This window comes from Arthrobacter sp. 2MCAF14, assembly GCF_052115645.1.
Taxonomy (GTDB): Bacteria; Actinomycetota; Actinomycetes; order Actinomycetales; family Micrococcaceae; genus Arthrobacter.
This window is the reverse complement of sequence record NZ_JBFRHB010000064.1, coordinates 1-13995: the sequence shown is the minus strand read 5'-3', so window position 1 is coordinate 13995 and position 13995 is coordinate 1. Positions and strand designations below refer to the sequence as shown.

The window sequence follows — 13995 nt, the reverse complement described above, 5'->3', positions numbered from 1 at the left end:
GCCTGTGAGTACCGCCTGTAGGTGTTCTTCTGTGGCGGCGCGGGCACGGGACCCGATTTTCCCCTTAAAGAAGATTCTTGATTTGAAGACGACACGGTCGTTGCAACTCCCGAAAATCTGGGGTGTTGCAACGACCGCTAGAACCCAAGCCGCGCTTCCGCGCGTCAGGGGTTTCTTTTGTTTCGGGCGAACGGGCCCCTCACGTGTCTGGTTGTCCTAAAGGGTCAGACGACTCGTTCCCGTGGTGCCGTCTTGGTAGGTCACTTCGACCTCGGCGCCCTCGCTCGACGCGTTCCGCAGTTCGTCTCCCGGCAGCCACAAGGCGAAGTGTCCCCGGGACACGGTCGCTGTCACGTCCCCGTGGGTCCGGCTTCTATAGACGACTGAGAGAATGTCAGAGCCCGCGATGCCGGCCGCCAAGGAAATGTCGCCTGCGCTCATGGTTCCCGTCCCTAGAGCCGTGGCGGTCATCTCACGCGGGCCGGGAACCATGTGAGGGATGGACTTTCCAACCAATCCGATCATGCCCTTACCGAAAAGACTGACGGCGTCATCGGTAATACACAGCGCCGAGAACCCGCCCTCACCCGTGAGCACCACCGTGGTCCACACGCCGCGCCGCTCGGCAATCGTCACCGCAGCCGATTCGACGTCGTCAGCGTACATTCCATCCCCTACATTCTTCTTGGATTCGCGGCACTCCGCGGCGGCACTGGCACGTTCAGTTTCAGTCATCCCGGCAGGAACGGGCGTCCAGCTGGCAAACGCAGGATCCCCGCCTGACAAGGACGGCACGACAACCAGGCCTGCAGTGACTACCGCCACCATTCCTCCGACCACTGCGACCCTGCGGGAGGTCCATCTGCTGCTTTGAGGCCTACGATTGCGGGCAGCGGTCCTCATCGAGGGGCGCTCGGATGGTGTCTCCGCCGGGTCGGTGGACAAGATGCGGAGAAGATCGGCGTCGGCCCTTTCGCTGTCGACGGGGCCCCTGTGGTCCGCGGCGTCCAGTGATCGAAGCAGAGTATCGATCTCTTGATTGCGCGTCATGGCGTGGTTGTCCTTTCGAAAGAAGCCGCAGGTGTGCGGGACTGCCGGGGTAGGTGTTCGAGGAGGAGGCGAAGGGCTCGGCGGGCGCGGCTCACTCGCAGACGGAAGGCGACCGGTGAGATGCCGAGTACTGCGGCTGCTGTGGTGCTTTGAGGTCTTCGAAGACAACAAGGCCCAAGGCCTCCTGATGAATCTCCGATAGCGCACGCCATGCCCTGCCTAGGTCCACGCGATTCACGATCGGGTCAGCGTCCTCGTCGAGGTAGGCCAGAGCGGCGGAGTCTGCGAGACGAACACCGAGTGCTAATCGACGCCGTTCGCCCCGGTGTGTGTTTAGCAGAATGTTTCGCGTAATGCCGAAGATCCATGCCCTCGCGTCACCATGGCTGCTCGGCAACTCATCGAGGCGGCGCCACACGACAAGGAATGCGTCGGCGACGACGTCTTCGGCGTGGTCAGGGTGGGCGCGGCGTTGAACAAATCTCATGAGCTCTGGGTAGACCAGTTCATACAGCAATCTGAAGGTGCGCTCCCGGTCAGGAGCTTTGGAAGGGTGCCTCATGCTCTATACCTGTCTGCCACCCGCCCAAGTGTGTCGCACCTTGCGCATTGGTGCCGGAATCGACCCGCGTGGTCGTCCCGGCTGAGCGATTCAGTCTGCTGGGCCCAGCCGAACCCGAAGCCATGCGTCGATGTGTTCGAGGGCGGCCCGTGCCATCGGCGTCGCGTGCCCGGTGAAGCCGTGGGGGGAGGCAGGATAAATTCGCAGATCGACCTCGACACCGGCGACCGACAGCCGTGTGGCCATGGCGAGATTGTCTTCCAGGAGGATGTCGTCGCTGCCGATCGCGATCAGGATCGGCGGTAGGCCCGCGGGCTCGGCGAAGAGCGGCGAGAGGTCGGGGTGTGTGCGATCCTGAGCGGTCCCAGCATAGGCGTCGAGAAAATACTCGTCGGCGATCAGGCGTCCGGCCTGCGTCTTCGCAGCGAGGTCATAAGTGCCGAACTGCAGCACCCCGCCGCTGAATGCCGTGACCCCGCGGTCGCGCAACCGCACAAGCGTAGACACCGCCAGCGTCGCCCCCGCAGAAAAGCCACCGATAGCGAGTTTGGCTGAGCCAAAACGGCGTTCGGCATGCTCCACCAGCCACAGCACTGCTGTCTCGCAGTCGTCGGGTGCGGAAGGCCACGGGTGCTCCGGAGCGAGTCGATAATCCACGCTGACCACTGCAATACCCAGCGCATCCGCAAGCCGCCTGTTGCGAACGTCGCTTCCGGCGGCCGAGCCCATGTAAAAGCCGCCGCCGTGGACTTCGAGGAATACGCCCGCCACCGGGGCGCTGGCCGGCACGTGGATCCGCACCGGAACGCTTCGGCCATGTGCGCTTGCCAGTTCTGCGATTGGCCGTGGATCGCACTCCGCAGGTGCCGCCGCTCTCGCTCGGAATGCGAGCAGCTCTTCCCGACTGCCCGGGCCACGGCCAGCCGGCCGCCGGGCGTAGAAAGCGCGGGATTCATCGACGAGTGGCCACAGTTCAGGATTGATCAGCGAGGGCAATTCGAAGCTCACAGGATAACTCTAGGATGCGCATCCGGCGAGCGAAGAAGAGCGGCCACCGTGGCGCGTTCGGCCTGGCAGGAGCAGTATGGAGGGATGAACGCTCCCAGCGCCGATAGTCCGGCGCAGGGTGGCCCCGTTGTTTCCGGCGCCCGCCTGCACCCGTGGAGCCGTTATGTGGCTCTGGGTGATTCGTTTACCGAAGGGGTAGGAGATCCGGAGCCTCGCAGCCCTGGGGGCTTGCGAGGCTGGGCGGACCGGGTCGCGGAAGAACTGAGCGCCGGACACGACGATTTCGCTTACGCGAATCTGGCGGTCCGCGGACGGTTGCTCCATCAGATCCTGGATGACCAGGTCGGCCCTGCACTTGCCCTGCAGCCGGATCTGATCACTCTCAATGCCGGGGGCAATGACCTGATCTTCCGCAGAAGCGATCCCGACAAACTCGCCGTCCGGGTGGACGCCGGCGTGCAACTCCTCGCTGCTGCCGGCGCAACGGTTGTGCTGTTCGCCGGACCGGACTGGGGCGCTACGCCCGTGCTGGGACACACCCGCGCCAGGGTGGCCATCTTCAACGAGAACCTGCGCACCATCGCCGCACGCCACGATGCGGTAATCGCCGACCTCTGGGCCCTGCGTCAACTCACCCACCCACGAATGTGGGATCCGGACCGGCTGCACTTTTCCCCCTTGGGACAGCACACCATCGCCATCATGGTGCTGGATACCCTCAACGTCGCCCATACCTTGGAACCGATGACTCCGAAAGACCTACCCGGGCGCGGCTGGCGCGAAGCAAGGACCGATGACATTGTCTGGGCACGCGAGCACCTGTTCCCGTGGGTCCTGCAACGTCTCAAGCAAAGAGTCTCCGACGATGGGCGGCACGCAAAGCGGCCGGATCCCGGCCCCGTGTTCGGCGCCTGGATGCCGCCCGGGACGTTCGTGGGAAACGATCCAACGCCAACTAACTAGCTACATCAGGACCTTTACCCCGCCCTGAACTTGGGCGGCTGCGAAGCGGTACAGGGACAGACGGCGTGACTCGCGCGCCTGCAGACTTGCGGTTTAGCCTGACGGCGGCGTGAACTGGCTGGCAGTGAATTCGGCGCCCTGGGGGTCGCGGATCAGTGCCGCGCGCGTCCACCTAGTGTCGTCTTGCCTGAGGACCTGAGCACCGAGTCGCTTGGCGTCAGCGACTGTCTGGTCCCGGTCAGCGACGGTGAATGAAACATGCCAGCGCGACGGTTCGTCAGGGGTGGTCGCGGCGATCCAGGCGATCGCGTCCTCAAAGCCAGACGGGGTGGCCACGCCCGATTGCCGTGCCCTGATGCCAGGATCCACTGTCGCTTCAAGGTGGTCCCCGTAACCGGGCCTGCGGATCAGCATCGCGAAGCCGAGGTCGTCGACCTGCCAGCCAAACGCGTCCTGGTAGAACGCAATCGCTGCGCTGGGATCAGACGTGTGAATATCGCTGAAGTTCCAGGCCCCCGGCTGATTGACCACCTGTGCCCCCAGCCGTCGCTTCGCCTGCCAAATGCGGAACTCGGCTCCCTGCGGATCTGCCAGCGCCGCACTACGGCCGCCGTCGCCCGCATCGGCAGGCGCCGACAGGACCGTGGCGCCGACCGACACCAGTCGCTGCGCGGCGTCCTCCGCGTCATCGACGGAAACGTAGGTGTTCCACGCCGCGGCACCCTCCCGGGCGCTGACCATTCCGCCGACATCCTGGCCGTCGAGCTTGGCTATCAAGTAACGGCCCGGCGCTCCCGGCGGCATGGCGTCCTCGAACGTCCAACCGAAGATTCCGCCGTAGAACTCAGCGGCCGCCTCGACGTCGGGCTGCTCGGTGTCGATCCAACACGGGACGCCGTGCGGGTAGGTCCGGTGTGTCATTGTCTCGCTTCCGTCCATGGCGAAAGCCTAGCGAACGAGGATCTGTCTGAGTACTCCCATCCAAAACTTCGTTCGGTGCTCCACTCAGGCGCAGCCTTCGCTTCGGCTCAGCTTGGCCACTCTGACGAAAGAGCCCCCGATCTGCGTTTCCGCAGCTCAGGGGCTCTTTTCGGGTAGGGCTACTCGGACTTGAACCGAGGACCTTAGGATTATGAGTCCCGCGCTCTAACCAGCTGAGCTATAGCCCCGTAGAGTGCCCAAGGGCTTCCATAGGAAGCTTCCCGGGCCAAAACACTCTAGCAATAATAGTCATCTCAAAGGCCCAGACGCACCGACAATAACGAAAACCACGGAGGGGGCGCTGAAGTTCCCCGGTTTTGGTCCTGATCGAACCTCCGAAACCTTATGAATCCGTGATTGTGGTCGGTTCGGTCTCCGAAAGGTGGGGAATTCACTTCGGTCGCTTGAGCCAAGCGAGAGACTACGCCCGGTCCGGCTGGCTAGATGACCTTGTCCTCATAGCCCGCACCGCGGTACAGGTCCTCGAACGTCTGCAATGTGCCTTGGATACTGTGCGGCTCCACCATGGCGCGACTGGCCTTGCCCATGGCTTCGAGTTCGCCGGCTGGCAGACGGAAGAGCTCGGTGATCCGGGCTGCCAGCTCATTGCTGTCCCCAGGCGTGAACAGATGCCCGTTCTCGCCTTCACGCACGAGGTGCGGCAGGGCCATCGCGTTGGCGAGAAGAACCGGCGTCGACGCCGACATCGCCTCGAGCGTCACGAGGGACTGCAGTTCGGCGGTTCCGGGCATGCAGAACAGGTCAGCACGAATGTACGCCTTCCTCAGGTCCTCATCGCTGGCGAGGCCCAGGAACTTGACCCGCTCGCCTAGGCCCAGGCGCTTGGCTTGGGCCTCCAGTGCGGCACGAACCTCTCCGCCGCCGACGATTTCAAGATGCACGTTGAGTTCGGCGGGTGTTTTGGAGACGGCGTCGATCAGGACGTTCACATGCTTTTCTTCAGCAAGGCGGCCGACGAAGAGAACGGTGGGGTTGGCATGCGGCTCGATTTCTTCGCCCGGCGCCAGTTCATACGCCGCCGCGTCAATACCGTTGGACAGAGGCAGGACCTTGCGGAGGAAAGCGTGCTGGTGCATGGCCTTCGCGGCCAGCGGCGTGGGAGTAGTGACGACATCGGCCTGGCCCATGACTTTGCCCATGTCTTTCCACGAGACCCGCCCGATGATGTCCTTGAACCACTGCGGGAACGGCAAGAACGGGTTCAGGTTTTCGGGCATGAAGTGGTTGGTGGCGATGATCCGGATGCCCCGCTTCTTCGCCTCGTAGAGAACGTGTTCGCCGATCATGTAGTGGCTTTGGATGTGAACGACGTCGGGCTGCACCTTGTCGAAGAGCATCCGAATGTCGTTCTTGATTTCCCAGGGGTAGCAGATGCGAAAGTACTCGTGCGTAAAGACTCCGTGGGACTTCAAGCGGTGCACGGTGCCTTCATCCCCGAACTCGGTGAAGCTCTTGCCGTTGTCCGCCCGGCAGGCCAGCACATGGACGTTGTGCCCCCGCGCCTTCATGCCTTTGGCAAGCCGGTACCCGAACTGTGCAGCACCGTTGACCTGCGGGCGGTAGGTCTCCGCCGCGATCAGGATGGTGAGGGGTTTGTTGGTTTCGGGAACAGTCACGTGGAGAACTCCTGATGGTCACGGTGCGAACATCGCAAAACGTTTGGCCCTGCGGTGTCTTCGCCGGTTGCCTGCCGCGGGTGTGCGGGGCACGGTTGTCGAACTTTGCCCTAGGCCTTCCGGCTTGCAGCCGCCTTCGCGTCACGTTTTCGCTTGGTGACCTCGGGATGGTGCCGGCTCAGGGCAATAACCCCCACGATAGCAAGGGAAGCGGCCACGGCCATGCCGATTGCAAGCACGGCGTGGACATCGGGACGAAGCTCACCCAAAATTGCGATCCCGATGGCAATTCCGACAATGGGGTCCACCACAGTCAGCCCTGCGATCACCAAATCCGGCGGCCCACCGGAGTAGGCACTCTGCACGAACCACGAGCCGAGCCCGCCGGCGGCGGCGATTGCCACCACTGTGTACCACTGAACGTTAAGCAAAAAGTGCCCGTTCGGGTCCAGCAGGTGCCGGCCGATGATGCGCGTCAGCACCGCGACGAATCCGAACAACACCCCCGCTCCCAGGATGTACACGAAAGCACTCAAGCGGTGCCGGAACATGACAGCCAACGTTCCAAAAAGCCCGACGGCGAGGGTCAACAGGAGCACGATGGTTATTTCGTCCTCGCCGCTGACGTGGTGGTTCTCCTGGGTGGCGTTGACAGCCAGCAGGACGAACATCGCCGAGCCAGTCACGCAAGCAGAGATCGCCACCACCGTGCCGCGGTTGATACTGAGTCCCTGGTCCTTGGCGTTGACCACCGTGGTGATGACCAACGCGATGGCTCCAATGGGCTGCACCACCGTCAGGGGTGCCGACACCAAGGCAATGGCGTTCATGCACATGCCCAAGGCAAGCAACAGCAGGCCGAGCACCCACCTCGGATTTCGGAGAAGCCTCAGGAAACCCTGGGAACTGAGGGCGAGGCCACCGGTATCGGCCTTGACCGCGCTGCCCTGGCGCTGGGCGCCAATGGCGAGGCAGAAGGCGCCAAGCACCGCAAGAAGGACTGCGAACCAGGCCATCAGCTGCGACCGCCGTCGTTGGCTTTGAGTTCTTTGCCCTTACGGAGGATTGCCCAGAAATAGTTGTAGGCCGCCACCCAGTGCCCCAGCAGCCCCAGGCCCAGGCAGATCCATGCGATCACGAAGTACACACCGGTGTAGGGAATCGCGAGCCTCGAGAGGACCAGAAGAGGCGTGCCCAGGAGCAGGAACGCGGTCCTGATCTTACCGATCCGGCTCACCGGGAGGTCGGGGTGGCTATGGAAATAGAACAATGACGCAGTGGCAAGCACGACGTCGGGCACCACGAGGGCGGCCAGGTACCACCAATCCACCACACCGGCGATGGCGAGCGTGACAGCGACGGCGATGAGTGCCAGGCGGTCCGCGACGGGATCGAGGATGCGGCCCAGTTTGGAGGTTTGGTTGAAACGCCGCGCGACGTAGCCATCCACCCAGTCAGTGCCGCCCATGATGGCAAGAACCAGTACGGCGAAACCGTATTCTCTTTGCCACAGCACCAGCCACACGAACAGCGGGACGCCCATGAAGCGCAACACGGTCAGGAAATTGGGGACAGTGAAGATGAGATCGTGGTCGATCTGTGGCTGGCCCGGGCGTGCGCCTGCACCGATGAACCTCACCTGTCCCCCTTTCCGTAGTCCGCAGCTGACGCTGCTGCTTGCCGTCCCGATTACTTCTTGAACAGCTTCCGCAGTCCTACTGCGGCCACCGTGGCGGAAGCGGCGAAGAGAAACAGCTCTTTCCAGCGCGCGGCGAGCCGCTCCGGCAGTCCGGCAGGAACTTTCTCACTGAAATCTGCGAGCTTGTCGGCAGCGAACCGGCGTCCGTCGTCGAGCTTTTGCCCGGCAACGTCGCGGAGGACCTTTCCCTGGGTCTTGACGTCGAGCTCGACGCCGAGCTGATCGCGAACGTCGGCGAGGTGCTCGCGGCGCTGCTCCAGACGGCGGAGCAGCTCAGCTTCGCTTGGGGCGGGGGGTTGCTCTGCTTTGTGTGCTTCTGCCTTGGCGGCTTTTTCAGCCTTGGCTTTCTCAGCTGCGGCGGCTTTCGCTGCCTCCACTGCCTTGTAGGCTTCCGACGAGGGGTCGAGGATGCTGGCATCGAAAGAAGTGCCCTCCTTGACTATGCCGAGATCGTGCTTGATGCCGCGGATGGTCTTCTCAGGCACAAGCGGCATGGCGCCTTTGAACCCGCGGAATGCGACGAGTGCCCCGATAAGAATGATCAAAAGGAACGCGGCCGCAACCACAAGCGCAGCCAGCCACGGTGGCATGACCGTGGCCAGGCCCAAGATTGCCGCCACAACCAAAGCGATGACGAGCAAAGAGAGAAAGATCAGCGCAACGCCAGCGAAAGCGCCGGCAACACCCAGCTGTTTGCCTTTGCCCTTAAGTTCAAGCTTGGCCAGGCTGATTTCGTCGTTGAGCTGCCGCGGCGCGAGCCGGGCTGCAAGTTTCAGGGTGTTCGGCAACGCCGAAATGCCCGGGCGTTGGCCAGCCCGGCCGCTGTGACGTCCACTCATAGGTTCCGCCTCACTGCTTCCATCTTGCTCCTACCAGGCTCCGGCACGGAGACGAATACAGCCGCCCACGCGCACCTGTCCACAAAACTACCATTCAGCTTCAGCCCCAACTTCCGGGGCGGTCCTGCGGCGCGCCCCCGCCATCGCTGATAAATATGATCTGTCGCACATAGGATTGATAATCGTGAACACTCCCCCTGTACCGGGCGATTCCCTTAGTCGACGCGAAAAACTCCTCTATATCCTGCTACTTGGCGCATTGACCGCCTTGGGTCCATTCACAGTGGATCTCTATTTGCCGGCGTTTCCCGCGCTGGAGCATCATTTCGACGTGTCAGCGGCTGCGATCCAACTCACACTCACCGGCACAACGGTGGGCTTCGCCATTGGCCAATTGATGGTGGGTCCGTTCAGCGACAAGTTCGGGCGCCGCATGCCCTTGATCCTGGCAACCGCCCTGCACATCGGGTCTTCCCTCGGCGCCGCGCTGTCCACGGACATCAGCACACTTGCCCTCTTCCGCGTCCTCATGGGCGTCGGTGCAGCCGGCGGTGGCGTAGTGGCCATGGCGATGGTCCGGGACCTCTTCGCGGGCTACGCCATGGTGCGGATGTTCTCCCGCATGTCGCTGGTGAATGGCCTGGCGCCCATTTTGGCTCCTATCATCGGTTCACAACTGCTGTTGGTGATGCCATGGCCCGGGATCTTCTACTTCCTGGCGAGCTACGGAATCCTCGTGTTCATTGCCGCGGTTTTCCTTATCCGGGAAACGTATCCTGCCGAACTCCGCCGGCAGACGACGTCGACGGCGGGCCAACGCTACAGGGCCGTGTTCGCCGACCGGATTTTCGTCGGGATGCTGCTCGTAGGCGGGTTCAACTTCGGCGGACTGTTTGCTTACTTATCCGCGTCCACTTTCCTGTTTCAACAGGTATACAACTTCTCCCCGCAGGAATACGGCCTGCTGTTCGGTGTCAATTCCTTGGGCATCGTCGCTGGCGTCCAGATCAGCTCCAGGGTCATCCGGCGGGTGGCACCCCAATGGATCATGGCGTTCGCCACGGCCTGGATGCTGCTCATGGCCCTTTTGATTGTGGTGTTCGATCTGCTCGGCTTCGGCCTATTGGGCGTCATGGTCCCATTGTGGTTCTACATCCTTGCCACCGGGTTCATGTTCCCCTGCGTCCAGGTGATTGCCCTGGCTAACCATGGCGCGCAGGCCGGAACCGCGGCCTCCCTGCTGGGTGCCTCGAACTTCCTGATGGCCGGCATCATCCCACCCGTGGTTGGCTGGCTGGGCGTCGGTTCTGCCGTTCCCATGGGGGCCGTCCAGGCCGTGTGCCTTGCAGGCGCCGTGGCGACCCTCTGGCTCATCGTGCGGCCCCGGTCCGTCCCCTCCATCCACTGATGCAGCTGTCCACTGATTCGAGAAGCCCGGACGTCGGCACGGAGAAGTAGGCTCAAACCATGACGCGCAAACCGCACCGCAACGGCAGGGGACTTTTCCTCGGAGCGGTGCTTGGCGCCGTCGTCGGCTTCCTGCTGGGCCGTGGGGCCGGAAACCCTGTGTTCGGAGCACTGCTGGGCGCCGTCGTCGGTTCCGCAATCCTCTACAGGATCAATCCCGGGCCATGGAAACGGGACTAAGCAGGCCTTCCGTTGCTTCGAGGCCTGTTGCCGGTCATGGCCCGGCGATAAAGTTGAGATGTGCCCCGTTGGCAGGAACTACAGCCTATTCCAGCCCCATGGCAGCGCAAGGATGATGGCATCCTGCCGCTGTGGTGGGATCGTCTATGCACCGTGACAAGTCCGCAATCCGCGGCCCTTTACGCGGCCGGGCTCTTCACCGAGGACCGCCGCCGGCCGATAGCGCAGTGGTTCAATCCGACAAACGGCGCGGCCCTGCTCGTGGCTCCGGAGACCTCCCCCGAATGGCCCGTCCAACGCTTCGGAATCTTCTACGCACCACCTGGCGGCGGATTCACCCGCGTCCACTCCGCCGCGCACGAATGGCACCCGCGGGAGCCGAGGACGCCGCCCACCGAAGATGACGCCTTCCAGTCCGCCGTGGCCGAGGCAGCGAGATTCCTTCAAGTGGAAATGGATTTCGTTTGACGACTTGGCGATGAGAATCTGCCCATTCGAGCAATTGCGCAAAATCAGACAAACCGAGGCAAAAAAACAGGTCCCGCACCAACAAAACCGGTGCGGGACCTTTGCGCTCCTCCGACTGGACTTGAACCAGTAACCCTTCGATTAACAGTCGAATGCTCTGCCAATTGAGCTACGGAGGAATGAAGCGGTTATGACTTTAGCAAAGGTTTTGCCTCAAGTGAAATCGAGCCCCGGACCCTGCGAGAAGGGCAGCAGAATACCCCTCCCGGGTATCGCCAAATGCCGCGGAGCCGACGCCCTCACCGAGGATAGGATAGTCCGGCGCGCCTGAGGCGCATACGTGGAGCCTCCGAAACGCATCCGTGACGGAAAGGAACAGAAGGAAGCATGCCTAAGAACTGGTCAGCCGAGGACAACGTGACGGAAGTTGCCGAGCACGTCTTCTTCGTCCAAGGGCCTGCCGTCAACTGGACGATCCTCAAGCGGGGCAAGGAATTCACCCTCATTGACACGGGCTATCCCGGGAACTGGCCATTGCTCCAATCGAGCATGAATTTCCTTGGGCTGGCTATGGAAAATGCTGCCGGAGTTCTCCTGACGCATGGTCACTCGGATCACATCGGCAATGCCGCCAGAATATCCGCGATGGGTATTCCGGTATTTGCGTCCCATGCGGAGTTGCCGAACATCCGCCGGGAGGTCCTGGAACAAGTCACGGTTAAAGATCTTGGATCGCGGATCCTCCGCCCGAGGGTCGGCGCGTGGGCGGTACACGCCATCCGCTCGGGGGGCTTGTCCGACGTCGCGGTCCCGGGCGTCGCCGCGATGACCCAGGGCATTCTCGACGGGCTCCCGGGATCTCCCCGGGTCGTCGCCACCGGCGGGCACACCAGCGGCCACGTGTCCTTCTTCGTCCCTTCAGCCAAGGCCGTGGTCACCGGGGACGCGCTCGTCACGGGCCACGCCGTCAGTCCGGTCCGCGGTCCGCAGTTGTTGCCCGCTGTCTTCCATCACCGCCCGGCGGAGACCTTGGCCAGCGTTGAGGTGCTTAGGCAATTGGGCGCTGAGACCATCCTGCCGGGTCACGGGCCAGTGGTGAGCGTGCTCGACGGGACAATCGAACTCGTCTCAGAGGGAAGGTACTCCCCTTTCGCTTGAGTCGGCGGCCTTGGGGCCGGATACGCGCATCGGAGCCTGAGTGGACGAGCGGGAGACCGGGTCTAAAACGGGTACCACCCACTCTTAACCCGTGCGATGGATAACCAATAGGCTCCGGACCTGGGGATTCTGACCCGGTCTGTTCAGAAAAAGGGGAAGCCGATGCGGCTCCTGACCATACTGTTCCGGCGGCCCACGTGGTTCCGCTGGGCCACGGCCGCGTCCGTGCTGTTCTTGCTGGGCTACTCCGCTGTCTACTTGGCGCCTGCCGCGCGTGCGGCACTTCCGAAAACAATCATCAGCCTGACCTTCGACGACGGCAATGCCGATCAGCTCCCGGCCGAACAGTTACTGAAGTCGCTCGGATTGCACGGCACCTTCTTCATTACGACCAGCTGGATCGATAATCCGTCATGGCTCACCCGTGCCAACCTGAACAGCATCGCCGCGGATGGCAACGAGATCGGCGGCCACACCATCACCCACCCGGACCTCACCACGTTGTCCACTTCGGCCGCAACCAACGAGGTTTGCGGCGGGCGGACCACGCTCGCCAGCTGGGGATTCAACGCCACCAATTTCGCCTATCCCTTCGCCGCCGAAAACTCTTCCGTCGAGCAAATCGTGAAGAACTGCGGTTTTGCCAGTGCGCGCAATTTGGGTGACATCCGTTCGCCCGCGAGCTGCTCTGGCTGCCCCTTCGCGGAAACCCTCCCCCCGGCCAATCCATATAACACGGCGGCACCGGACGAAGTCGACAGCACGTGGACGCTGCAGAACCTCGAGGACCTGGTGACGAACGCGGAACCGGGAGGGGGCTGGGTCCAGCTGACCTTCCACCACATCGCCGTCGGGACAGATCCCACTTTGACCATCGATCCCAATCTCTTCAAGACTTTTGTCACGTGGCTGGCTGCGAGAACGGCCAACGGAACCACGTCCGTTCAAACGGTCGCCCAGGCCTTGGGCAACGTGCCCAGCCAGCCCCCGGTAGCCGCCTTCACATCCTCGACGGCGGGTCTCACAGCCACGTTTGACGGTTCGACTTCGACCGATCCGAACGGGACTGTGGCCTCTTACAGCTGGGACTTCGGCGACGGCTCCCCGGCAGGCACCGGCGTGAAGCCTTCGCACACCTACGCCACGGCGGGAACGTACCAAGTGAAGCTGACGGTGACCGATAACTCCGGCCTCACAGGGACCGTCACGCACGCGGTAACTGTAGCTGCCGCCGCGACGGCGCCTGCCGCACCAACCGGCGTGGGCGCGACGGCGGGCAACGCCTCGGCGGTGGTGTCCTGGGCGGCGCCGGCCAACGGCGGGTCCCCGATCACCTCGTATGCCGTGACGCCTTCGTCCGGTGGCACGGCTTTGGCTCCGGTGACGGTCTCCGGAAGTCCGCCCTCGACGACGGCGACCGTCACCGGATTGACTAACGGCACGGCCTACACGTTCACGGTCACGGCCACCAACGCCGTCGGGACGTCCGCGCCGTCAGCCGCATCGGCTCCCGTCACCCCGACGGCGCCGACCGCACCTGCCGCGCCAACAGGCGTGACCGCGACGGCGGGGAACGCCTCTGCGTCAGTGTCCTGGACGGCGCCGGCCAACGGCGGGTCCCCGATCACCTCGTATGCCGTGACGCCTTCGTCCGGTGGCACGGCTTTGGCTCCGGTGACGGTTACCGGTAACCCGCCCGCGACGACGACGACCGTCACCGGATTGACTAACGGCACGGCCTACACGTTCACGGTCACGGCCACCAACGTCGTCGGGACGTCCGCGCCCTCCGCGGYCTCGGCCCCGGTCACTCCCACCGCGCCGGTTCCCGGCGTCACCAACGGCGGGTTCGAATCCGGGCTCACGTCCTGGACCACCGGCGGGGCCCGGGCACCCGTGGCCTCCACCACCGCCCACACCGGCACCGGCTCGGCGCTCCTCGGCCTGGCATCCGGGGCCGAGCCGCTCGGGGACAGCAGCCTG

General features: G+C 63.4%; 14 protein-coding genes and 2 tRNA genes. 6 read left to right on the top strand and 10 right to left on the bottom strand.

Annotation, left to right across the window (positions count from 1 at the left end; translation table 11 throughout):
- Positions 1-216: 216 nt before the first annotated feature.
- From AB4074_RS23750 to AB4074_RS23740, 3 genes are all read right to left on the bottom strand, one after another.
- On the bottom strand, positions 217-1050 hold the full coding sequence (locus AB4074_RS23750) for a hypothetical protein (protein ID WP_441415585.1): 834 nt from the start codon (positions 1048-1050) through the stop codon (positions 217-219).
- A 91-nt stretch (positions 1051-1141) separates the two neighbouring features.
- Complete coding sequence (locus AB4074_RS23745) at positions 1142-1537, bottom strand: RNA polymerase sigma factor (protein ID WP_441415584.1); 396 nt, start codon at positions 1535-1537, stop codon at positions 1142-1144.
- A 165-nt stretch (positions 1538-1702) separates the two neighbouring features.
- Positions 1703-2620, bottom strand: a complete 918-nt coding sequence (locus AB4074_RS23740) for an alpha/beta hydrolase (protein ID WP_441415583.1) — start codon at positions 2618-2620, stop codon at positions 1703-1705.
- A gap of 84 nt (positions 2621-2704) precedes the next feature.
- Between AB4074_RS23740 and AB4074_RS23735 the strand changes: the two genes are divergently transcribed.
- Positions 2705-3583 (top strand): SGNH/GDSL hydrolase family protein, encoded by an 879-nt coding sequence (locus AB4074_RS23735; protein WP_441415582.1) that lies wholly within the window; start codon positions 2705-2707, stop codon positions 3581-3583.
- 93 nt (positions 3584-3676) lie between these two features.
- Here AB4074_RS23735 and AB4074_RS23730 read toward each other — a convergent pair whose 3' ends face one another.
- The 6 genes from AB4074_RS23730 to AB4074_RS23705 form a co-directional block, all read right to left on the bottom strand.
- Positions 3677-4522 (bottom strand): VOC family protein, encoded by an 846-nt coding sequence (locus AB4074_RS23730; protein ID WP_441415581.1) that lies wholly within the window; start codon positions 4520-4522, stop codon positions 3677-3679.
- Between the two features lie 156 nt (positions 4523-4678).
- A tRNA-Ile gene (locus tag AB4074_RS23725) sits at positions 4679-4752 on the bottom strand.
- A 252-nt stretch (positions 4753-5004) separates the two neighbouring features.
- Positions 5005-6201, bottom strand: coding sequence for a glycosyltransferase (locus AB4074_RS23720; protein ID WP_441415580.1), 1197 nt, complete (start codon positions 6199-6201; stop codon positions 5005-5007).
- A 110-nt stretch (positions 6202-6311) separates the two neighbouring features.
- A complete protein-coding gene (locus AB4074_RS23715) occupies positions 6312-7217 on the bottom strand; it encodes a DMT family transporter (protein WP_441415579.1) in 906 nt (301 codons plus the stop codon).
- Positions 7217-7840: a CDP-alcohol phosphatidyltransferase family protein gene (locus AB4074_RS23710; RefSeq protein ID WP_437773039.1), complete on the bottom strand. Its 624-nt coding sequence runs from the start codon at positions 7838-7840 to the stop codon at positions 7217-7219. The genes AB4074_RS23715 and AB4074_RS23710 overlap by 1 nt, the downstream gene beginning before the upstream one ends.
- A 50-nt stretch (positions 7841-7890) precedes the next feature.
- Positions 7891-8739, bottom strand: coding sequence for a phage holin family protein (locus tag AB4074_RS23705; protein ID WP_441415578.1), 849 nt, complete (start codon positions 8737-8739; stop codon positions 7891-7893).
- A 178-nt stretch (positions 8740-8917) separates the two neighbouring features.
- On the opposite strand from AB4074_RS23705, the gene AB4074_RS23700 reads away from it, so the two are divergent.
- Genes AB4074_RS23700 through AB4074_RS23690 form a run of 3 tightly spaced genes read left to right on the top strand, consistent with a single transcriptional unit; the run spans position 8918 to position 10854 of the window.
- Positions 8918-10147 carry a multidrug effflux MFS transporter gene (locus AB4074_RS23700; protein ID WP_441415586.1) on the top strand — a complete coding sequence of 410 codons (1230 nt, stop codon included), beginning with the start codon at positions 8918-8920 and terminating at the stop codon, positions 10145-10147.
- Positions 10148-10206: 59 nt separating this feature from the next.
- Positions 10207-10386 (top strand): glycine zipper domain-containing protein, encoded by a 180-nt coding sequence (locus AB4074_RS23695; protein ID WP_059387861.1) that lies wholly within the window; start codon positions 10207-10209, stop codon positions 10384-10386.
- A 60-nt stretch (positions 10387-10446) separates the two neighbouring features.
- Positions 10447-10854 (top strand): hypothetical protein, encoded by a 408-nt coding sequence (locus AB4074_RS23690; protein WP_059387862.1) that lies wholly within the window; start codon positions 10447-10449, stop codon positions 10852-10854.
- Between the two features lie 106 nt (positions 10855-10960).
- Here AB4074_RS23690 and AB4074_RS23685 read toward each other — a convergent pair.
- Positions 10961-11033: transfer RNA gene (locus AB4074_RS23685), tRNA-Asn, on the bottom strand.
- Between the two features lie 208 nt (positions 11034-11241).
- Between AB4074_RS23685 and AB4074_RS23680 the strand changes: the two genes are divergently transcribed.
- Both AB4074_RS23680 and AB4074_RS23675 read left to right on the top strand, forming a co-directional pair.
- Complete coding sequence (locus AB4074_RS23680) at positions 11242-12012, top strand: MBL fold metallo-hydrolase (RefSeq protein ID WP_441415577.1); 771 nt, start codon at positions 11242-11244, stop codon at positions 12010-12012.
- Between the two features lie 162 nt (positions 12013-12174).
- Positions 12175-13995: fibronectin type III domain-containing protein (locus tag AB4074_RS23675; RefSeq protein ID WP_441415576.1), on the top strand; the 1821-nt coding region annotated here is incomplete at its 3' end.